Source organism: Lentihominibacter sp. (genome assembly GCF_046951855.1).
GTDB lineage: Bacteria > Bacillota > Clostridia > Peptostreptococcales > Anaerovoracaceae > Lentihominibacter > Lentihominibacter hominis.
Genome location: NZ_JBKTXS010000027.1, coordinates 1 through 22,855, shown reverse-complemented (window position 1 = coordinate 22,855; position 22,855 = coordinate 1). Strand labels below are relative to the sequence as shown.

17 protein-coding genes are annotated in these 22,855 nt (G+C 38.9%); 3 read left to right on the top strand and 14 right to left on the bottom strand.

What is annotated here, in order from left to right:
- Nucleotides 1-23: 23 nt before the first annotated feature.
- The 6 genes from mfd to ACLR96_RS07770 all read right to left on the bottom strand — a co-directional run bounded on the left by mfd (nucleotide 24) and on the right by ACLR96_RS07770 (nucleotide 10,137).
- Nucleotides 24-3,422 (bottom strand): transcription-repair coupling factor, encoded by a 3,399-nt coding sequence (gene mfd, locus ACLR96_RS07795; protein ID WP_187524801.1) that lies wholly within the window; start codon nucleotides 3,420-3,422, stop codon nucleotides 24-26.
- Between the two features lie 134 nt (nucleotides 3,423-3,556).
- Nucleotides 3,557-4,132, bottom strand: coding sequence for an aminoacyl-tRNA hydrolase (gene pth / locus ACLR96_RS07790; protein ID WP_177269258.1), 576 nt, complete (start codon nucleotides 4,130-4,132; stop codon nucleotides 3,557-3,559).
- 152 nt (nucleotides 4,133-4,284) lie between these two features.
- A complete protein-coding gene (locus tag ACLR96_RS07785) occupies nucleotides 4,285-5,235 on the bottom strand; it encodes a ribose-phosphate diphosphokinase (protein WP_177269256.1) in 951 nt (316 codons plus the stop codon).
- A 37-nt stretch (nucleotides 5,236-5,272) separates the two neighbouring features.
- Nucleotides 5,273-5,965, bottom strand: a complete 693-nt coding sequence (locus tag ACLR96_RS07780; protein WP_177269254.1) for a DapH/DapD/GlmU-related protein — start codon at nucleotides 5,963-5,965, stop codon at nucleotides 5,273-5,275.
- A gap of 14 nt (nucleotides 5,966-5,979) precedes the next feature.
- Nucleotides 5,980-7,368 (bottom strand): UDP-N-acetylmuramate--L-alanine ligase, encoded by a 1,389-nt coding sequence (murC, locus tag ACLR96_RS07775; RefSeq protein WP_177269252.1) that lies wholly within the window; start codon nucleotides 7,366-7,368, stop codon nucleotides 5,980-5,982.
- Nucleotides 7,369-7,476: 108 nt separating this feature from the next.
- Nucleotides 7,477-10,137, bottom strand: coding sequence for a calcium-translocating P-type ATPase, PMCA-type (locus ACLR96_RS07770; protein ID WP_177269250.1), 2,661 nt, complete (start codon nucleotides 10,135-10,137; stop codon nucleotides 7,477-7,479).
- A gap of 350 nt (nucleotides 10,138-10,487) precedes the next feature.
- Between ACLR96_RS07770 and purR the strand changes: the two genes are divergently transcribed.
- Together purR and spoVG are read left to right on the top strand one after the other, a co-directional pair.
- Nucleotides 10,488-11,297 carry a pur operon repressor gene (purR, locus tag ACLR96_RS07765; protein ID WP_177269248.1) on the top strand — a complete coding sequence of 270 codons (810 nt, stop codon included), beginning with the start codon at nucleotides 10,488-10,490 and terminating at the stop codon, nucleotides 11,295-11,297.
- Nucleotides 11,298-11,393: 96 nt separating this feature from the next.
- Nucleotides 11,394-11,690, top strand: coding sequence for a septation regulator SpoVG (gene spoVG / locus ACLR96_RS07760; protein WP_177269246.1), 297 nt, complete (start codon nucleotides 11,394-11,396; stop codon nucleotides 11,688-11,690).
- Nucleotides 11,691-11,770: 80 nt separating this feature from the next.
- Here spoVG and pyk read toward each other — a convergent pair whose 3' ends face one another.
- The 3 genes from pyk to ACLR96_RS07745 are packed head-to-tail and all read right to left on the bottom strand — an operon-like array spanning nucleotide 11,771 to nucleotide 15,342.
- Nucleotides 11,771-13,195 carry a pyruvate kinase gene (pyk, locus tag ACLR96_RS07755; RefSeq protein WP_177269244.1) on the bottom strand — a complete coding sequence of 475 codons (1,425 nt, stop codon included), beginning with the start codon at nucleotides 13,193-13,195 and terminating at the stop codon, nucleotides 11,771-11,773.
- Nucleotides 13,196-13,219: 24 nt separating this feature from the next.
- Entirely contained in the window at nucleotides 13,220-13,963 is a 744-nt protein-coding gene (locus ACLR96_RS07750) for a hypothetical protein (protein ID WP_177269242.1), read from the bottom strand.
- Nucleotides 13,960-15,342 carry a MurT ligase domain-containing protein gene (locus ACLR96_RS07745; protein WP_177269240.1) on the bottom strand — a complete coding sequence of 461 codons (1,383 nt, stop codon included), beginning with the start codon at nucleotides 15,340-15,342 and terminating at the stop codon, nucleotides 13,960-13,962. Before ACLR96_RS07745 ends, ACLR96_RS07750 begins: the two co-directional genes overlap by 4 nt.
- 174 nt (nucleotides 15,343-15,516) lie before the next feature.
- Between ACLR96_RS07745 and ACLR96_RS07740 the strand changes: the two genes are divergently transcribed.
- The gene (locus ACLR96_RS07740; protein ID WP_177269238.1) at nucleotides 15,517-16,506 is read left to right on the top strand and encodes a sugar-transfer associated ATP-grasp domain-containing protein; all 990 of its coding nucleotides are present in this window, start codon (nucleotides 15,517-15,519) and stop codon (nucleotides 16,504-16,506) included.
- Between the two features lie 85 nt (nucleotides 16,507-16,591).
- On the opposite strand, the gene ACLR96_RS07735 is transcribed toward ACLR96_RS07740, so the two are convergent.
- From ACLR96_RS07735 to ACLR96_RS07715, 5 genes are all read right to left on the bottom strand, one after another.
- Nucleotides 16,592-17,287 carry a hypothetical protein gene (locus tag ACLR96_RS07735; RefSeq protein ID WP_177269236.1) on the bottom strand — a complete coding sequence of 232 codons (696 nt, stop codon included), beginning with the start codon at nucleotides 17,285-17,287 and terminating at the stop codon, nucleotides 16,592-16,594.
- Entirely contained in the window at nucleotides 17,284-18,666 is a 1,383-nt protein-coding gene (locus tag ACLR96_RS07730) for a Mur ligase family protein (protein WP_177269234.1), read from the bottom strand. The genes ACLR96_RS07735 and ACLR96_RS07730 overlap by 4 nt, the downstream gene beginning before the upstream one ends.
- A 162-nt stretch (nucleotides 18,667-18,828) precedes the next feature.
- On the bottom strand, nucleotides 18,829-19,188 hold the full coding sequence (locus ACLR96_RS07725; RefSeq protein ID WP_177269232.1) for a VOC family protein: 360 nt from the start codon (nucleotides 19,186-19,188) through the stop codon (nucleotides 18,829-18,831).
- 19 nt (nucleotides 19,189-19,207) lie between these two features.
- Complete coding sequence (locus ACLR96_RS07720) at nucleotides 19,208-19,909, bottom strand: response regulator (protein ID WP_177269230.1); 702 nt, start codon at nucleotides 19,907-19,909, stop codon at nucleotides 19,208-19,210.
- Nucleotides 19,902-22,619, bottom strand: coding sequence for a DUF4118 domain-containing protein (locus tag ACLR96_RS07715; protein WP_177269228.1), 2,718 nt, complete (start codon nucleotides 22,617-22,619; stop codon nucleotides 19,902-19,904). The genes ACLR96_RS07720 and ACLR96_RS07715 overlap by 8 nt, the downstream gene beginning before the upstream one ends.
- Between the last annotated feature and the right edge of the window lie 236 nt (nucleotides 22,620-22,855).

Genomic DNA, 22,855 nt, shown 5'->3' with positions numbered 1-22,855 from the left:
TCATATATTTGCTATATCAGCTGTCAATTTAATTTTTTTCCGCCAACTGCAGTCTGAAGAAATTGTTCTATAGCTTTCACAGGCTCTTCCTTATGGATTGTAAGCCTGATGAATGGCTCTTTTCCCCCATTTATCATCATCTTCCCTCCATATCGGGATACAAGTCCTGACATAATAGTTTCAGTAAGTTTCACATTCTCCCACAGTTTAAAAATTATCTTTGGCCCCTGCTGCACGATCTCCCTGACCCCCAGCTTTCCCGCCATTGCTCTTATCTTGGAAATCTTTACAAGATTCATAGTATCTTTAGGGATATCTCCGAATCTGTCCAGAAGCTCATCTATTATTTCTGCTTCATCTTCATCATTTTCTATCATAGCTATTTTCTTATACATCTGAAGCCTGAGAACTTCATTTTCTATGTATCTTTTTGGTATAACGGCCGGGATGGAAAGGCTGAATGCTGTCTCTTCGGCAGAAGGTATAACCTCCTTACCCTTTGCAATATCAACAGCCTCCTCCAGCATCTTACAGTAAAGTTCGTATCCTATATTTATCATATGTCCGGACTGCTCCGTCCCCAGTATATTTCCTGCACCTCTTAACTCCAGATCTTTCATTGCTATTTTAAACCCTGATCCAAACTCTGTAAATTCCTTTATAGCTCTCAGTCTTTTTTCTGCTATTTCACTAAGATTCTTATCTTTGGTATACATCAGATATGCGTAAGCCATCCTGCCTGAACGTCCGACTCTTCCTCTCAGCTGGTGAAGCTGCGCCAATCCAAACCGATCTGCATCTAAAACTATCATAGTATTTACATTAGGTATATCCATACCGGACTCTATTATAGTTGTCGCTACAAGCACATTATACTCACCTTCTGAAAAGTCCATGATGATATTTTCCAGCATATTTTCACGCATTTTTCCGTGTCCGACTACTACCGATGCATCAGGCACCAAATTCTCTATTTCATTTGCCACTCTGTTTATGGACTCAACACGATTATACAGTACATATACCTGTCCTCCACGAGCCAGTTCTTTTTCTATAGCATCGCGTATTACAAAACCATCCTGCTCCATAACATAAGTCTGAACAGGATATCTATCTTCCGGCGGTTCTTCAAGAATGCTCATGTCTTTAACTCCTGAAAGCGACATATGCAAAGTTCTCGGTATGGGAGTAGCAGAAAGAGTCAGCACGTCTACATTTGTTTTAAGCTGTTTCAGCTTTTCTTTATGTTTCACGCCAAATCTTTGCTCCTCATCTATAACAAGAAGTCCCAGATCATTAAACTTAATATCTTCAGATAAAACTCTGTGGGTACCTATTATTAAATCTATGGTTCCACTTTCTAAGCCCTCAGCTATATGTTTCTGCTGAGCAGGATTTCTGAACCTCGACAGCATTTCTACTTTGAAAGGGAACTTTTCAAATCTGTCTTTCAGCGTATAATAATGCTGATTAGCAAGCAATGTGGTAGGAACAAGTACAGCAGCTTGCTTTCCGTCCGCTACACATTTAAAAAGAGCTCTTGCTGCAACTTCAGTCTTACCAAAACCGACATCGCCGCATAAAAGTCTGTCCATAGGGCTCTCGTTTTCCATATCACTCTTTATTTCCCTTACACACCTGAGCTGATCATCTGTTTCTGTATAAGGAAAACTTCCTTCAAACTCCTGCTGCCACACAGTATCAGGAGAAAAAGCATGCCCTTTCTCATTCATCCTTGCTGCAGATATCCTTATCAGCTCATCAGCCATATCATCTATAGCCTTGCGCGCTTTTGCCTTGGTCTGTTTCCACTCGCTTCCTGACAGCTTATTCAACCTTGGCGTGATACCATCTCCGCCTACATATTTCTGAAGCATTCCCAACTGATCAACAGGAATATAAAGTGAATCTTCTCCGGCATATTTAACTTTAAGATAATCTTTTTTGACGCCTTGAACTACTAACTGTTCTATTCCTATAAACTTACCTATACCGTGACTTTCATGAACCACATAATCACCCGTCTGTACATCGGCAAAATTCTTTATTTGAGTTCCCGCATTTTTCTTCTTCTTTTTTCTGGTCCTTCGACTTCCCCCGAATATATCGCCTTCCCATATATAACATAATTTCTTTTCGCCAAATTCCATGCCTGCAGTCAAAGTTCCTTTTGTCACAGACACTTTGCCCAGCAGATTTTCTCTTGTGAGAAATTCATTCATATTTTTAAGGCGTTCATCGCTGCTGCATACTATAGTGACTTTGAATCCACGCCTTACATAACTGCTAAGCTCCCCTTTAAGAACATCCATCCTTCCGTTAAAAACCGGTGCCTGTCTGCACTCAACATTTATCAGCTTAGTGAGAAACGGAGCATTTTTTATGGTACTGGCAAAAGGAGTAAAAATATATCCATCCTTTTCATACAAACGAAAATAATCCTGCTGTCCCGGCAGTTCCTTAAAATCTTCTCCTATACCTCTGCCGGAAGCAAGAATAGCATCTATGTCATCTGCTCTTTCCCGTTCATATACCTCCAGCGTTTCCAATATCCTTGCAGGATCATCTATAAAAATATGAGGGTTCTTCATATAATCCCATATATACACAGTTTCATCATAAAAATAATTGATGAATTTTTCCATATACTGTAAGTTAATCATGCTTTCTGCATATTCAAGAAGCTGTGCTTTTCTCTGTTTCAGATTATGAACCGTTTCACTGTTTCCTTCTTTTTTTTCAAGTGCTTTTATACGCTTATCGTAAGCTGCCGTTATCTTACTTCCTGCATGCTCAAATATCCCATGATCCTTGATAATCTGTGAACATTGATATATCGTCACAGAATTCAAATTTTCTACAGAACGCTGAGTATCTATATCAAAAGTCCTAATGGAATCAACTTCTGTATCAAAGAGTTCAATTCTGTACGGATTATCATTATCAGGAGTAAATATGTCTATGATTCCGCCTCTCACGCTAAATTCACCACATGCCTCTATCATAGACACCCGCTCATACCCCATGACTGTAAGCCTTTCTTTGATATAATCCATATCTACATCGCTTCCAAGCTCCATTTGCAGCACATTATCCTGAAATATTTCTTTAGGCGGAAGTTTCTTTATTGCTCCGGTAACCGGAGCAATTACCGCGCAATCCTCGCCTGATGTCACTGCTCTGAGAACTCTCATTCGCTGAAGCAACTCGTCATTACTTTTTGCCTCATACTGTATAAATGTTTCTTCTTCCTGAGGCAATACATATATATTACGGGTACTAAAAAAAGAAAGGTCTGTTGCCAATCGTTTCGCCCTATTAAAAGTTGAAACTACAATCAAGCTCTGACCCTTTTTTTCATTGATAATATCTGAGATTATCGGCGCTATTCGCCCTTCTGCAGCGCCTGTTATGTTAATCATTCCTTTTTTCGTCGTCACTCGCGCCCTTTCATATGTTGGCCGACACAGTCGGTATTTTAAGTTGCACACCTATAATGTTTATATATCTGACCAGCTCAGTCTTATACTGATCTTTCAGCTTATCTTTCTGTATATTATTCTAATTTGTTTGATCTTATATTGTATTCGTTCATAGCTTTATCTATTCCCTTTTCAAGAATACATATTACTGCATCCGCAGCCCTGTCAACTGCCCCAGCTATGGTACCTTTTTCCTGGCTTGCCACTTTACCAATAACAAAATCCTTCCAATCAAGCAGCCCGCTTTTCCCTATTCCTATTCTGAGCCTGGGAAATTCACCTGATCCCAAATGGCCAATAACAGACTTCATTCCGTTATGACTCCCTGCGCTTCCTTTTTTTCTTATTCTTATAGCCCCTGTTTCCAGATCAAAATCATCATATATGACGATCAAATCGCTCATATTCACTCCATAGTAATCGACAATTTCTCGGAGAGATACACCGCTCAGGTTCATATATGTCTGAGGCTTCACTAAAAGGGCTTTATGGCCAGAGATCATTCCATCTCCGACCAAAGCCTTATGTTTGATTTTATTTACTTTTATCCCGGTCTTTTCGGCTATCCGGTCTACGACGAGAAATCCCATGTTATGACGAGTATTTTCATATTTCTTGCCGGGATTCCCCAATCCTGCGATAACAAACATTCCCGCCCGTTCCTTTCATATATTCGATCATCTAAATTATACCCCTGTAACATCATTTGATCAATGCCGGCGGCTATTCAAAACTACCCCTGCATTGTCGCATACATTTGGCCGCTCAACGGCGGCCATTGATATCACATTATAGATCTTTCTTAATCAAAAAGTTTACTGATAGACCCATTTGTAAAGACTCTTGTCATAGCTTCAGCAAACAGAGGAGCTACTGAAAGTATTTTCATCTTTTCTATCTTCTTTTCTTCCGGAACCGGAATAGTATTGAGAAGTACAAGTTCTTCTATAGCTGAATTCTCTATTCTCTCAATGGCCGGACCTGAGAGAACAGCATGAGTGGAACATGCTCTGACGCTTATTGCTCCCATCTCTTTAAGAGCGTTTGCCGCATTTGTTATAGTACCGGCAGTATCAATCATATCATCCACCAGAATACAGTTTTTACCTTCTATATCTCCGATGATATTCATGATTTCACTCTTATTAGGTTCAGGTCTTCTTTTATCTACTATAGCTATAGGCGCGTTAAGAGGCTGCGCCATATTTCTTGCTCTTGTAACGCTTCCGTGGTCAGGAGAAACTATTACCACATCATCAAGACTCTGCTCCATAAAATATTTTGCCAATATAGGCATACCGATCAGATGATCTACCGGAATATCAAAATATCCCTGTATTTGAGCAGCATGAAGATCCATTGTAAGAACTCTGTCAGCTCCTGCCGCAACAAGAAGATTTGCCACAAGCTTAGCTGTGATAGGATCTCTTGCTTTAGCTTTTCTGTCCTGTCTGGCATAACCATAGTAAGGGATTATTGCATTTATCCTTCCGGCTGACGCTCTTTTCATGGCATCTATCATTATCAGCAGCTCCATGAGATTATCATTTACCGGATCACATGTTGACTGCACTATGTAACAATCTACTCCTCTTACTGTTTCCCACAGATTCACCGATATCTCTCCATCGCTGAATTTATTTACAGTAGCTCTTCCGAGAGGTTTACCCATTATGGACGCGATCTCTTCCGCAAGCTCCAAATGAGAATTGCCTGCAAATACCTTGTAGTTTGAAAATGCGCTGTTTTTCATTTGTTTCTCCTACCTCTACTTTCTGTTTAAATCGTTGTTATTTCTTTAAGATACCCTTTTTCTCCACCCAGCCTTCAAGAGATTTTCCCTTAGCTCTAGCTACATAAAGGGCACCATCCGGTACATCATTTGTTATGGTACTGCCTGCCGCCACATAAGCATTCCTGCCTACATGTACAGGAGAAACCAAATTGACATTGCATCCTATAAAGGCATCATCCTCAACTACAGAGCGGTGCTTTTTACTTCCGTCATAATTTACAAACACAACCCCGCACCCGAGATTCACACGTTCTCCCACATCTGAATCACCTACATATGTAAGGTGAGACGCTTTAGCGCCATCTCCTAATTTGGAGTTTTTTATCTCCACAAAATCACCAACCTTACATTTATTTCCAACATGACTATTCGGACGCAGATATGCGAAAGGCCCTACAGACGTTTCACTTCCGACACTGCTCTCTATTATAACCGAACTTTGTACGGATGTCCCGTCTCCTATTACAGAATCTTTTATCCTGCTGTTCTGGCCTATAGTGCAGTTCTTTCCTATCTCAACATTTCCCTCAATAGCCACACACGGATATATAGTGGTTCCCGCGCCTATTTTAACGCCCTCATCTATATAAGCTGTCCTCACATCGATAAAATTCACTCCGGCTTCCATATATTCCAGATTTCTTTCTATCCGAGCTTTTTCCAGCAGTTCATATTCTTTAATATCCATCTGTTGATTTCTCCTTAAAATCTTTTATCCTTATCAAGAATCATTTCACCGACCTTGTAGATATCTCCTGCTCCCATAGTTATAACAAGATCTCCCTCTTCAGCATTGTTGTAAACAAAATTCGCTATTTCATCAAAATCTTTGAAGAAATAAACATCTTTTGCAGGATCGGATTCCTTTATCTTGTTCATTAAAGTTTTTGAACTTATCTTATATATATTTTTCTCTCTCGCCGCATATATTTCAGCCAATACAATCTTATCAGCATCAGCAAATGCAGTAGCAAAATCATCGAGTAATGCCAGCGTCCTCGTATAGGTATGAGGTTGAAACAGACACCAGAGATTATTATGTTTCATGTTGCGGACAGCTGACAATGTCGCTTTTATTTCTGTAGGATGATGCGCATAATCATCTATTATTTTTATGTTATTATACGTCTTTCCAAGTATATCGAATCGCCTCTGTATTCCTGTAAAATTTTCCAACGTGTCCACAATTTTGCCGATATCCACCCCGAGTATATGACTACATGCAAATGCTGAAAGGGCATTAAGAACATTGTGTTCTCCTGGTATCGAAAGCGAAACCCTGCACAGTTCTCTGCCTCCGTGGTTTACTGTAAACTGCGGCATACCGTCATTGTCAAAATCTATATCCGATGCAAAATAATCACAGCTTTCATTAAGGCCGAAAGTAATGGCATTTGGAATGTCTTCTATAATGCTCTTTACAAATGGATTGGCGTCGTAAGCTATGACAGCTCCGTCCTGCGGAACAAGTTTGGCAAACTTATCAAAAGAACTTGCTATATGTTCCACGTCTTTAAAATAATCAAGATGATCTGAATCTATATTGAGTATTATCTCTATCTTTGGTTTAAGATTGAGAAAACTATCCATATATTCACATGCTTCTGTAATAAAATATTTGTTTTCACCTATATATACGTTTCCGTGTATCTCTGAAAGATTACCGCCTACCAGTATAGTAGGTTCCTTTCCTGCATCCTTCAAAATCAAAGAGACCATAGAAGTCGTTGTAGTTTTTCCGTGAGTACCCGAAATAGCAATACTGCTTTCGTATTCATCCATCAGTACTCCAAGCGCCTGCGCTCTGGTTATGGCAGGTATGCCAAGTTCCTCAGCTTTCTCCAATTCAGGATTATCCTTTCCCACCGCTGAAGAATAAATAACCAGATCAACATTCTCTACATTTTTCGCTCTATGGCCTAAATATATATTGGCTCCTTCATCTATGAGCCGTTCAATTATCTCACTTTCTCTCATATCCGATCCGGAAACTTCATATCCTCTGGATATGAGAATCTCCGCTATAGCGGATAATCCTATACCACCTATGCCTATACAGTGGATTCTCTTGTAATCAGGCAAATTAATCATCAATGCGCCTCCCTAGTTATAGATATAACGATTATATCATATTTATCTTTAAAAATGCGTCTTATTTAAAAAAAAGTATGAATTACAGAAGATGGCTGTATTTTTAAATCAAGATTTTTCCACTTGACGAAACAGCAGTTTTACAAACTCTGATAGCACGATAACACTGACAGATACAATGAAAAGTTTTATCCACATCTGAAGATCAAGAGGCACTGTCCCAAAAAAGGCTCCTGCAAACTGTATTATACATATCTGAAGAAAAAAGGTACAGCCTACAACTAAAAGCATCAGTTTATTTTTTAAAAGATGTCTGAAAATACTTTCACTGTGAAGCTCCCTGCAGTTAAAAGCATTAAACAGCTGAAACAAAACAAAAAGGGTAAATAAAACAGTATGCATCTGATACGAAGGAGCATTCAAGAAATTAAAAACATACTGAGCAAGAAATACAAAAGACATATATCCTCCAGCAGCTACTATACGTACTATCATAGATCCTGATATAATACTTTCTCCTCGCTTTACAGGTCTTCGCTCCATAAGATCATCATAATCAGGCTCAAGACCCAAAGTAAGTGCCGGAGGTCCATCCATTATTATATTTATCCATAACAGCTCCAGTGCAGTAAACGGCGCTTTTAACCCCAATAAGACAGATGCAAATACCACTATCACTGAAGCCAAATTCACAGTAAGCTGAAAGCTGACAAAACGTTTAAAATTTTCATATATATTCCGGCCCCATTCTATGGCCTTCACTATCGCGGAAAAGGAATCATCAAGAAGAATTATATCACTGGCCTCTTTCGATACTTCTGTCCCTGATATTCCCATAGCAATCCCCACATCAGCATTTTTCAGCGCCGGAGCATCATTTATACCATCGCCTGTTACCGCCACCACATTCTTATCTTGTTTCAAAATATTTACAATACGCATTTTAACAGTAGGAGTACTCCTTGCTATAACACTGATAAAAGGCAGTTTTTTAGAAAGTTCATCATCTGTCATTCTGTCGATTTCTGCCGCTTCTACCGCTGTATTTTCTCCACCCAAAAGATGAAGCTCATGAGCTATGGCAGAGGCCGTCACTATATTGTCACCCGTAAGTATCTTAAGAGAAACTCCGGCTCTGCGGCAGGATTTTACAGCATCATAAACATCTCTTCTCAAAGGATCAGATATCGCCACAAAACCATCAAAAGTCATATTACTCTCCAATTGCCTGTGATTGACCTCATCTTCAAAATTCCCAATATCAAAAATTTCTTTATGTGCAAATGCAATAACTCTCATTGCCTTCTTCTGTACTTTTATGATACATTGCTCTGCCTTTTTTCTTTCCAGTGGCTCCATGCTGCACATCTCAAAAATACATTCCGGACTGCCCTTCACATAAGCAATCATTCTCCCATCTACATCTGATACCGTAGTCATGTGTTTTAGATCCGAGGAAAACGGGAACACGCAAATATTATCATGCTCATTTCTCTCGCATTTATATGAATTGCCGCTATTCTGTCTTGCCCCGGAACATTCATAAAAATTCAGCATGGCACATTCACTGGGATTTCCTATAAAAGATCCATCCTCAGCTATATCGGCAGTTGTATTAAGACAAATGTTGTGAGTCAGCCACTCAGACGAAAGTTCAGTTATATCATCATGCCATTTAGAATCAAAAAAACCTCTAACAGCCATCTTATTTTCTGTCAAAGTTCCAGTCTTGTCTGAACATATCACATTAACACATCCTATAGTTTCCGAAGCTATCATCTTCTTAACAAGCGCGTTTTGTTTCGACAGCTTAATAATGTTAACAGACAATGATACTGCAACAATAGTCGGAAGTCCTTCAGGTACAGCTGCCACGATAAGTACAATACTGGTCACAAAAGATTCCATAATATTTTCAGTATTTAATTCTCCGTTAATCAAAAAAGAAACAACTTGAGAAATAAACACAACAGAAGCTGCAATCACGCCTAATACAGTTATAGTCTTTCCCAAACGAGCCAGCTTTTCCTGCAGCGGTGTACTGTTTTTAGCTGTTGCCCCCAATTCAAACGCGATTTTTCCAAACTCTGTATTATCTCCAACAGAAGTAACAAGCATCTTACCGTTTCCATCAGTTATATATGTACCGCTGTACAACATATTAACACGTTCAGCAAGAGGGATATCCTCTGCTGTCAGTTCGATCTCAGCATTCTTCTCTGCGGGATGACTCTCGCCTGTAAGCGCTGATTCATCTACCGCAAGACCTGAGCTTTCCAACAGCCTGCCGTCAGCTGGAATTTTATCTCCGGTAGAAAGCAAAATTATATCACCTGCGACAATGTTTTCTTGTTCCAGCATAATAGTTTTGCCTTCTCTCACTACTTTTACAACAATATTGCTGCTTATCTCAGATAAAGCTTCAAAGGCTTTAGCACTTTTTCCTTCCATCACCACACTTATAGCTACCGAAAGAGCAATTGCCGCAAAAACTCCCACACATTCGAGAAAATCGGCTTCTCCGTTACTCACACTTCTGAAAACATTAACAGCCAGTGCTATCATTCCCGCAGCAATCAGCATAATTATCATCGGTTCTGTAGCCGCAGACCAGATCCGCTTCCACAATAATTCTGGTTTTTGGCGTGCAAAGATGTTTTTCCCGAAAATTTCCCGATTGTTCTCCGCCAATTTCTCAGTCAGTCCCTTTTCAGGATCTGATCCGAAATATTTAAGCAACGACTCCTTCGACTCTATAAACCCTTCCATAAAATATCCTCCTTGATGTTTATCTAACGAAAAAAGCCCTGATACGGTAATGGAACCATACACGGGCTGAAATAAAAAAGACCACGTACGGAAAACCATACATGAGTCTCGTTATTTAAGACAAGCCAGACCGATATCGGTCAGTTTGTTGACTTGCCACGCAATTTTCTGCGCAAACTACTCCCTCAAGGCGGGCATTTTAAGTTATGCAAAATTATTATACTTACCGCAGTATAAATTGTCAAGTCGTATAATCATCAGAATTCAGTTTGACAAAAAATGCGAATGATATTATCATTAAACTCGCAAATAGTTCGTTTTATTAGCAATCTATATTGAAGGAGGCCCATATGAAAAGAAGTCACAGAGTGGGTGCTATATGCCAAATACTTACAGAATCTCCAGAACAAGTTTTTAATCTCAAATATTTCTGCGATAAATTTTCCGCTGCAAAATCCAGCATAAGCGAAGACATCAGCGCTGCCGGAGAAGCAGTTAAAGCTGCCGGATACGGATATATACAAACAATGTCAGGGGCCTCAGGGGGAGTTAAATATGTACCTGACATTTCCCCGGAAAAAGCAAAAGAAGTACAGAAAAATCTGTGCAATCTTTTGAGAGAAGAAAACAGAATATTAGGAGGTGGCTTCCTATATACATCTGATATCATGTACAACCCTGCCGTCGTAAAAGGTATGGCCCAAATATTTGCAAAAAAATTCAGAACTGCAGGAGCCAATTATGTTGCTACAATAGAAACAAAAGGTATCCCTGTCGCATTTATGACTGCCCATCTTCTGAATATACCCGTCATAGTCGTAAGAAGAGAAACCAAAATATCAGAAGGAGCTACAGTAAGCATAAATTACTTTCCCGGATCTTCAGAACGTCTGCAAAAAATGTCTATTTCAAAACGAGCTGCCGCTCCCGGGTCTAAAGCTCTGATCATTGATGATTTCATGCGCGGAGGAGGAAGTATCAAAGGAATCGCAGAGATTCTCTCAGAAGTAGAAATCCAAGTGGCAGGTATAGGAGTGGCCATTGTTAATATTGAACCCGCCGGTAAAAAAGTCAGCGATTACTTTCCTATTGTCCACTTGGGAAAAGTAAATGAAGAAAACAAATCTGTTGAAGTTATTCCTAATTGTCAGATTTTTTAAAAAATGCTTGTTTATATTTTTATTCTATTATATAATACCTTTATTGGAATTATATCATAATACCACATTATTTTGGCACGAAAGGCGGTACTACACATGAATATCACTGACGTAAGAATTCGGAAGATTAATGATGAAAGCAAAATGAAGGCAGTAGTTTCCATTACTTTTGATGATGAATTTGTCGTACATGACATCAAAATCATAGAAGGACAGAATGGTCTCTTCATCGCTATGCCCAGCAGAAAAATGGGTGAAGGCGATTTTCGTGATATTGCTCATCCATTGGTTTCTGAAACCAGAAATAAGATCAGAGACGCTATCTTTGAAGAATATGAAAAGGTTCTGGCTCAGAAAGCAGCTGAAACAGGAGTTTCTTTAGATGCAGAATAGTGTACTGCCATATCAAATCATAACTGATATGCTAAAAACCTGATGATAAACATCATCAGGTTTTTTCATCGCATAAACAACTATTCCACTACTCTAACGACTATAAGATTGGTAGTCCCCGATACCTGAAGTGGCATTCCTGCACTGAAAACAACAGCTTCTCCTTTTTTCACAAAACCGGCCTGTTTAGCTTCTGCAGTTGCTTCGTCCATTAAATCATTCCAGTCATTGCTTAGCTCAGTGAGAATTGGAAAAACACCCCTTGTAAGAGCTTGCTGATGGAAAGTCTTTTTTTTCGGAGTCGCTGCTATAATAGGTTCCACCGGCTTATACTTTGACATCATTTCAGCTGTATATCCTGAAGTTGTCACCGCCATTATCACACTTGCCTTTATATCTTTAGCTGTAGTACATGCCGCATGTCCTATTGCATTTGCGATATCTTTTTCATCAGATTCCACCTCAAGAAATTTATACTGATTGACGTCCTCAGCATCTTTTTCAGCCTGGTACACTATTTTAGCCATAGTCTGTACGGTCTCCACAGGATACTTTCCCGCGGCACTTTCTCCCGAAAGCATAACTGCCGATGTTCCATCAAATACAGCATTAGCCACATCTGTTATCTCAGCTCTGGTAGGCGATGTGCTGGACGTCATGGATTCCAGCATCTGAGTAGCTGTAATAACAGGCTTTCCCGCCTTACAGCATTCTTTGATAAACTTCTTCTGTATCCCGGGCAGTTTTTCAAAATCCACCTCCACGCCCATATCTCCTCTAGCTACCATTATCCCGTCAGAGAGTTCCAAAATTTCTCCGAAATTCTCGATGCCTTCCATATTCTCTATTTTTGAAATAATTTTTATTTTCTCTCCGTCATTATCATTTAAAAGTTTTCTAAGGGCTTCAACATCTTTCCCACTTCGCACGAAAGATGCAGCTACATAATCCACATCCATCTTGATGCCAAAAAGAATATCATTTCTGTCAGCTTCACTTATATATTCAAGATCAAGAGATTTGTTAGGTATATTAACACCCTTTCTGTTGCTTACTTTCCCGCCTTCCGTCACTTCACAAACAACATCTGTATCTGTGGTCTGTATGACTTTCAGTTTTACTCTGCCGTCATCTATAAGGATAACAGTACCGGTTTCAACCTGAGACGGAAGTGCCTTATAAGTAACGCTCACCCTATCCAAAGTTCCCATACACTTTTCGGAAGTAAGCGTAAAATGATCACCCTTTTTCAAGATCTCACTGCCGTTTAAAAAATCTCCTATTCTGATTTCCGGCCCCTTTGTATCAAGCATTACTGCTGCAGGCAATCCCATGCCGTCCCTGACTTTTCTGAAAACTTCTATGGTCTTTTTGTGATCTTCATGGGTACCATGAGAAAAATTCAATCTTGCTACATTCATTCCTGCCTCAAGCATAGCCTTTATGGTCTTTTCATCTTTGCTTGCAGGGCCTAAAGTACATATTATCTTGGTTTTCTTTAACATAAACCTGCCTGCCTTTCATCACTATCAATAATAAAATCCTGTATCAGGATTGGAATATTCTCTTACTCTTGCTTCATAACTTTCCATGGCTGCTTCTTCAAACGCTACATCAATCTTTTTCGCTCCACACATTCTCAGAATATGTTTTGCCAGAAGCGGATTCAAAACCAGAAGAGGGCCTATCACATAAGTCGCCATAAAATTATTTACTCTGATCCCTTCCCCTTTTATTTGAGGATTAAGACCCGGTCCTCGTTCAGTAATAAAAAGAGGTGTCTGTACAGCACCGTCTTCCCAATACGAATGAGTAAACTGACTTTTAAATCCCACTATCTTCATCATTCCCGCATCCGGCTGCAATCCATCTGAAAACTCTCCTAAATACAAAGAGTTATATCTATTCATCATGTCTCTGGATGTAGTTATATCAAATATACCAAGACCTTCTGCAGTGACTCCGTCCACATCTTTTATCTCTTTGCCGAAAACCTCGAGAGCATTTCCTGTTACAAGAAAATTAGCACCATCTTCTATCAGTTCCACAATTCTTTCTTTACAACAATTCAGCTTTTCTATTACCAAAAGCTGAGATTTCTCTGTCATAGTACCCATATATATAAGATCCGGTACTTCTGATACGAAAATCGGCTCATCATTCAGCCCTGTCTCCACCACTTCTATATCAGCACAGGACTTCTGTAAGTAACTTATATTGCCCAGTTCCCCATACAGATTACAAATCTCCGGGAAGAGAACTTCTATCTTCATTTACCTTCGCCTCCTTTTTTCCGTATCATCTTTACTACTTTCTCAGCTACTTTTAAACCAAGATCTATAGAATCAGTCCCATATAAAACATATATATAACTGTTTCCTGTGAGCTTGAGTTTTTCCGGTGTATCAAATTCATCGTCTGTATACGAAATCTTACAGTCAGGCACTCCGGCTAAAAGAAGTCTAAGTCTGTAATCTTTTACTCTCGGACCGCATACGATAATATTTTCTATATTGTCATCCTTAAGAAATTCAAAATCGCAGTCATACATCCAGCATGTATTCTCAGACCAGTGAATAGCATCGCCCTGGCAACAATTCATCAAGATTATCTCTTTTTTTCCCTTGCTTGCGGCTATATAGTCAAAGACTCTGGAGCTAGCAAAAGCATTCTTTTCCTTTGCCAACATCCTGCATACAGTGTAACTTCCGACTTTCATTTCATCATAACGACTGCCTACTATGCTCATGTTTTCAAAAAATTTCTGAACCTGACGATGAGAATATCCCATTTCAAGAAAAAGAGCCACAGCAGAAACTACGTTATAAATGTTATAAACGCTGTCATTAAGAAGTCTATATCGTACATCTGCTTCTTTTCCTCTTATTCCGATGGTCATATTACCAAGATCCACATCATGCCCCGCATAATCATAAAGCGGAGCCTTGAAGCCACATATCGGACAGTACGCCTTGCCTATATGACTGTATCTGACATATTCATACTTCAGCTTATTATGACACTCAGGGCAGATCTGAAAATCATTTATAAGATTATTGCATTCTGTCAGATCACCCGGCATTCTTTCTATTCCGAAATATACTCTGCTGTTTTCAGGCGCCACAGTTGAACATATCATATCATCTGCATTTAAAATTAACTTGGTACTTTGAGGAATATATTTCGTCAAAATATCCGAGATATACTCAGGATGTCCGTTTCTCATTATAGAATCTCTTGAAAGATTTGTTACAATAAGATATTCCGGAATCATATAAGGAAACACTCGTCTGGCAGAACGTTCGTCTACCTCAAATAATCCCATATCTTCTCTGCACTTTCCCATCACACCGCAATTTTGTATCAAACTTGTCGCTATACCTGTATTGATGTTGGATCCCATCCTGTTGTTGACGACATTTTTTCCGTCCTGAGACAGCGCATCTATTACCATATTACTGACAGTCGTTTTTCCGTTAGTTCCCGTAACAGCTATTATTCTCTCAGGTTTGCCTATATATTTCAAAAACTGCGGGCATATTTTAAGAGCCACTACTCCCGGAAAATTTGTCCCATTATGCCTCGTTATTTTAAGAGCGACAATAGCGATTTTCGCCACCCACAATGCTATGAAAAATCTTAATTTACTCATGCAAATCTGCTTCCTTTCATTGATTTTACAACCCGGATATTATATCACGTTTCTGTTGTTTATTCCATATTAAACATAGTATTTCCGGAAAATGATCAAACCCTTTGTTTTTTTTTGAGATTATGTTAATATTATTAATAAACCAAAAAACAGGAAGGCAGAGTTTAACATTATATGAAAAAGATTAGGTTTCTGATAGGCCGCATATTCGGCATGAATTACAGACAGCTGTTCGATACGGTGAAAAAAGTCCACAAGGTTTCAGGAAAAAACAGTATTGTACTTTTTTTTGACATCATATACTGTGGATTCAAATATCAAGCAGGCTATATAGATTATCTCAATGCAAGAATGGACAAGCTCAATAACGACGAGCGACGGGACGTTATCACCAGAGGCGTCAATAATCAATATGTGGTAAAATACAACGATTTTGACTATATTCATTTTTTCCTCAACAAAGTAGATTTCAATAAAAAATTCAGCAAATACCTTGGAAGAGACTGGTTGCTTATAAAAAACAAGGATCAGAGAGATGAATTTCGTAAATTCATAGAAGGAAAAACCGATTTCATTTTAAAACCTATCGACGGAACACATGGAGACGGAGTCGCAAAACTTCCCGCTGAAATGACATCTTTCGATTCAAACATAGATAAAATTCCATATCTGGCTGAAGAACGTATTATACAGGTAAAAGAAATGTCGGCACTTAATCCCAGCAGCGTAAATACCATAAGAGCCATAACATTTCTCAAAGAAGGGACCGTAACTCTTCTTGCTGCATATTTGCGGATAGGAAGAGACGGAATTGTAGATAATTTCTGTAATGGAGGTATGCTGACACCTATAGATCTTAATACCGGAACCTTAATATATCCGGCTGTGGATGGGGAAAATATCGCTTATGATATCCATCCTATAACAAAAAAATCCATTATAGGATTCAAGATTCCTCAGTGGGAAGAAGTGAAAGCAATGGCGATAGAAGCGGCTCATATTGTTCCTCAGGTACGATATGTAGGATGGGATATAGCAATTTCGGAAAAAGGACCATGTCTTATTGAAGGTAATGAATATCCCGGCCATGTGTTCTATGTATTTGCCGAACATCACCCTGACGGCAAAGGATGCAGACATATTTTTGAGTCAGTTATGGACTAAACAGCATTAAAAAAGAGCATATGTATCTGTACTATATACTTACAGTTATGAATGCTCTTTTAATTTTCTCTTATTCAAAACGTCTTCAGATTGTTCTGCTCAGTTCTTCGAGTCTGTACTGATATGCCTCCACGATTTCTTTTTCAAAACATAAAGTATCGTCAAGCCCTATTAATCTCAATATTTTCTTTGTAAACAGCGGATTCAGGATAAGAAAAGGCCCAAGAGAATATGTCCCGAAGAAATTTTTTCTGCGTACTCCCTCGCGTTTTGTTTCAGAATTCATTCCTATTCCCTTCTCTATATCTATGAAAGCCTCTTCAAAGTCACCGTAAGAAAAAGAAAACTGACTCCTGTGTCCCAATATCGTAAGATCATCATATTTACCTATGAACTGTGAATTATGCCTTTCAGCCTTCATATATCTAACAGAATAAAAATCAAATACTTTCAGCCCTTCTATAATGCGTTCTCCGTCTCTGATGTAATTTCCGAATATCTCAACAGCATTTCCTGTGGCAAGAAATACGACACCTTCATTTATAAGTTCGACTATTTTACTGCGATACGGTTTCAAAATCTCTATAATCTGTTCCTGCTTTCTTTCAGAAGCGCATCCCAGATATACCATATCGGCGCCTCCACTGACAAACGCCGGAACTTCCTTATGGTTAGTATATATCACATCTATATCTTTACTGCATCTTTTTAGATATTCTATGTTGTAACTTTCACCGTAAATATTACAGAGTTCCGGAAAGAGTAATTCTACTTTCTTCATTTCGCTGCCTCCTCCTTTGCCCTTTCTACAATCATATCTCTCATCTTCCTTGCCTTTGTAACATAGTCTATCTCAAAAAGCACATATACCTTCTCTATTCCGCTACGATCCACATGATCTACTATTTCGCTTTCATCTTCCACACATACGATCTTACTCTCATCTATACCTGCAAGAAGAAGCCTGAGCCTATGATTGAGGTACATATGTCCTCCTACTATAATCTTTTTAATATTCGGGCTGTTGAGGAATTCATAATCCGTTTCATAAAGCCATGTTATAGTTTCAGAAGGGTGATTTCTATCCTGCATCTCATCAAGAAGCAAAACAAGCTCCTTCACTGACGGTTCCTTAGCCATATACTCAAATACAGTAGACGCCGCACTTACATTCTGACTTTTAGCCGCATAAGTCAAATACTCTATTCCGTTGAATTCCACGCTTGTCTCTCTTATTTTCGTAACTCTCTGTGTTCTGAGAAAATCTGCCAGTTCCTGTTTGTCAGTTCCAAGCTCCCTCATAAGTGCTATATATGATAATACATTAAAAGCATTAAAGACCGTATCTGATATAAGAGGATATGCTGATCTTTCTCCGTCCTCCTTTACAATAAGTTCCTTTCTTTCATGATCTATAGCCTCTGCAAAATACTTGGCATGAGGAGCCGCAAAATCACACGAATTGCAGTAAAAATCACCAATATGTCTGTAAAGCCTGTAATTATACTGTATATCATCACCGCATACAGGGCATACCGATATATCTTTTACAGTATTTTCAAAAGGATCAGCACCTATATCTGCCATGCCGTAAAACACTCTTCTCGCTCCCGAATCAGCAGCAAGCTGGGAACTTATAGGATCATTGGCATTCAGTATAGCTACGGTCTTATTCCCCAGAACATTAAATGTTCTTTCAACATGATCAAAGATAAATTCAGGATGGCCGTTTCTTCTCAGTGAATCTTTACATATATTTGTAACTAAAATATAGTCGGGTTCTATCAGAGTCATAGTATCATCCAGAGTTTTTTCATCGGCTTCCAGAACAGCCACATCCATTTTTGTAGGTTTGTTTAAAAAATTTACACACCGCATCAGATTAAGTCCGAATCCAGCCTGAAGATTAGCTCCCCAGTCATTAAAACTGACTCTATATCCATCTGCCACCAGCTTATTGTTTATGAGAGCGGATGTAGTGGTTTTGCCGTTTGTACCTGTAATTGCTATCACAAGAGGGGGCTTGTTGATATATTTAAGAAACTGCGGACACAATTTATAAGCCAAAAGACCCGGCCAGTCATTACGCTCACTGCCCTTTAGCTTAAATATAAACATTACGATCTTTGAAATCCATAAAGCAATATAAAATCTAAACATTTCTTCTCTCCCTGTATATAGCTTATTATGATTAAAAGAAACAATTTTATCGTAAACAAACAAATAAATTGTAACATGTTTATACTGTTATTGCTACACATTTAGGAGTTGTTAAAAAAATATGAAATCTTTTGTAATAAAATATTAAATAATTTGCCAGCTTTATTTTTCACAGATAAACTGAACCTGCACTCCATCCGGATCATTTACAAAGAAAAATGATGTTCCCGGAAAAGGTGTTATCATGGGAGTAGGGTCGAGTCCTTTTTCACTTAGTTTTTCCCGATATGCTTCAGCATCTTCTACTTCAAATCCTATTGAAATACCCGTTCCGGAATATGCCTGTTCCGGAGATTCTATTATCTCCACACAAGTCCCGCCATTATCATCGGCTAAAAATACAATATTCATAGCCCCTTTGCCTCTCATATCCCCGCAAATTGTCAGTCCTGCAATATCTTCATAAAACTTGACAGATTTCTCAAATTCAGCGCTCTGTATAGTTATATGTTTCATTTTCATAAGATTTTCTCCTTTTCTTTTATTTAACTTTGAGCATTCTATATCCTACACCTATATGCGTCTGTATATACTGCGGAGATTCCGGCGATACTTCTATCTTTTTTCTCAACGTAGCCATGTAAACACGCAGTGATGCCACATCATTATCCCAGCAGCTTCCCCATATTTTCTGAGTGATGAAAGTATGGGTCAGCACTTTACCCACATTCTGAGAAAGCAGACAGAGAAGCTTATATTCCGTTGGCGTTAAATGAAGCTCCTCATCTTTTAAGTAAGCACATCCTTCTGCATAATCTATTCGTATATCTCCATTAGTAAATACAGAAGATTCACTTTCCTTATCATTTTTCATCATAGAAAGTCTCCTCTGAGTCACTCTCAGCCGAGCAAGAAGCTCTTCAACAGAAAACGGCTTTATAAGATAATCATCAGCACCTGCATCTAAAGCCTTTATTTTATCTGTATCCTCACTTCGCGCACTGATTACTATGATAGGCATGCTTGACCACTGACGAATAGTTCTTATCACTTCCATGCCGTCCATGTCAGGAAGGCCCAGATCAAGAAGAACGATATCCGGATTTCCGGAAGTCGCTTCCATTATAGCTAAATTTCCATTTGCAGCTGTAAGATATTTATAATCATGTACTTTTAATGTGGTAGTGATAAGATTCCTGACAGACGCATCATCTTCCACCACTAAAATCAACGGTTTATTCATCAAAATACACCTCCTCTGCCATTAATGAAAAAGTAAATACTGCCCCTCTGGGAACATTGTCTCCCACTGTAAGCTCGCCGCCGTGAGCATTTATTATCGACTGGCACAAGGACAGTCCTAAACCAAGGCTGCGCCTGCTGTCAGCCACTTTATTATTACCGCTGTAAAACATATCAAATATATGTGTTTTCATATCATCCGAAACACCCGGTCCATTATCAGCGATAGACACTATAGCTTTGTCAGACCTGCGGAATGTGGTTATCAATATGTCGGAACCGGCAGGTGTGTATTTAATAGCATTATCCACTATATTAATTATTACCTGAACGATAAGCCTTGCATCCATTTTTGCCAACAGGAATTCGTCTTTATGTTCCACCCTTATATTATGTTCAATACTTCTTCTGCTCAAATGCCTCAGAGCTTCAGTAACCACATCTTCCATCAGCTCTGTCTCCATATTTATATTCATCCTGCCCTCTTCAAGCCTTGTCACTGAAAGCAGGTTCTCAACGAGATTTATCAGCCACATGGAATCATCATAGATATCTGTATAAAGCCTTTTTTTCATATCCGCAGTAAAAGCTTCTCCGTTTGAGATAAGATTACTAGCATTGCCTGATATAGATGTCAGAGGGGTTCTCAGATCATGTGATATCGCACGCAAAAGATCAGCTCTAAGCTGTTCATTCTTAGCCATAATAGCAGCCTGTTCTTTCTCTCTGGCATTCTTTTCATTCTCCATAGCAAGAGCACATTCACCCAGAATTGACAGCATTATACTGTTGGAAAAAGCGTCCAATGGCTCTTCTCCAACTGCTATACCAATAACTCCATACACATTATCGTTTACACGCACGCACAAATACATACATCTGGCATCTGACAGTGTATCCGTGGTAGCTCCGGCATGCTGATTATTTTTAAAAGACCAACTGGCAACTGCCTTTTCTTCTCCTGATGTATAAGCTTCACCAGAAACTCTTTCAGAATCTGCATCCGAAGCAAAAAACACCTGCGGTTCTCCAAGTGCTCCGTCTTTATTTTCATAAACAACAATATCCTTATTGAGAAGTTTAATCAGCTGCCTAGCTGTAACTTCCAATATCTGCTCTTCTCCTTTTGTCTGCTGGAGTATCTGGTTAGTATCAAATAAAGTCTTTGTTCTGAATGTAGCACGCGCTGCCTGTTTTGCACTTTCTCTCAGCCTAATGGACATTGTTCCTGTTATAAGTGCTGCCATTATCATTATCAAACCGTTTACAGGATACCCTATATCATACGCCATAAATGTATGCCGGGGCTCTACAAACATAAAATTGAATATTACAGCACTTAATACCGATGCAATCAGTCCATATGCTCTGTTCTTCATCAAACCTGAAATAATAATTACACCAAGTATATATATACCTAATATATTGCTTACGCCAAATCCCATTTTATCAAACAGAACTGCCAAAGTACATGCTATTCCTAAAATAGCCGTACTTTTCAAAGTATCCATCAATGAAAAAATTATATTTTTCTTTTTCTGGGCTTTCATTCGATAATACTTTGGAAGTCTCGGGCCAGCTACAGGTATCACGTGGACTTCAATATTTGGTGCTGCATTTATTAGCTTTTCTGTCAAAGACTGCTTTCCAAGAAAATGTTTTTTAGCCGCACCCACCCTGCCTATAACAATTTTGGATACTCCGGATATCCTTGCAAATTCAGCAATCTGAAATATAACATCATCTCCATATACGGTCTCTATCTCTGCTCCAAGACGCTCCGCCATCCTCATATTTGCCTGAAGAATCTTTTTGCTTTTATCACTCATGGACGAATTATCAGGAGTCTCAACAAATAAGGCTGTAAAAGTTCCCCTGAAAGCCTTGGCCATCCTTGCAGCAGTACGTATAACCTTAGCATTTGAATTTTCTTCTGACAGACATACCAATATATGCTCTTCCGTATGATAACTTGCCCTGTTCTTTATTCTGGCTCTCTCAGTCAAAAGATTTACTCTGTCAGCACACCGGCGAAGAGAAATCTCTCTCAATGCTGTTAGATTATCTATGGTAAAAAAATTGACCATGGCACTCTGAGCCTGTTTTTTCTTATACACATATCCGGCCTCAAGCCTCTCTATCAGCTCTTGCGGTTCCAAGTCTATCAACTCCACCTGATCTGCATCATCAAAAATGTAATCAGGTATACGTTCTCTCACAGTTATTCCTGTGATGGAAGCCACCATATCGTTTAAACTTTCTATATGCTGCACGTTAACAGTAGTATATACATCTATTCCGTTTTCAAGCAGTTCCTTTATATCCTGATATCTTTTAGCATGCCTACAGCCCTTAGCATTAGTATGAGCAAGCTCGTCCACAAGAACCAATTTGGGGTTTCTGGCCAAAGTAGCATCCACATCAAATTCCCTTAAAATAATCGAATTATATTCTACCTCAAGATTAGGAATGCATTCAAGCCCATCTAAGAGAGCCATCGTCTGCGGTCTGGCATGTGGTTCAACATAACCTACCACTACATCTATTCCACATCGTTTAGCCGCATGCGCATCTTCAAGCATAGTATATGTTTTGCCTACTCCAGCAGCATAGCCGAAAAATATTTTTAAACGTCCTCTTTTTTTACTGTTTTCTTCCTGATTTATTATTTTCAAAATTTCATCAGGATCTCTCCGGCTTTCTACTGACATCTGCGGTGCCTCCTTTATGCGACATTTATTTCAAAACTTACCTACATTATATATGATTATACCCTTCAATTCATTAATACATTATAAATATATTTTTTGAAACATTAAAATCGTATAAAGATATATTGTTGTATTTCTCATATGATAAAAAAGAAACCATGCCTTTAAACATGGTTTCTTAATTGGCTAGGGTAGCAGGATTCGAACCTGCGCATGATGGAATCAGAATCCATTGC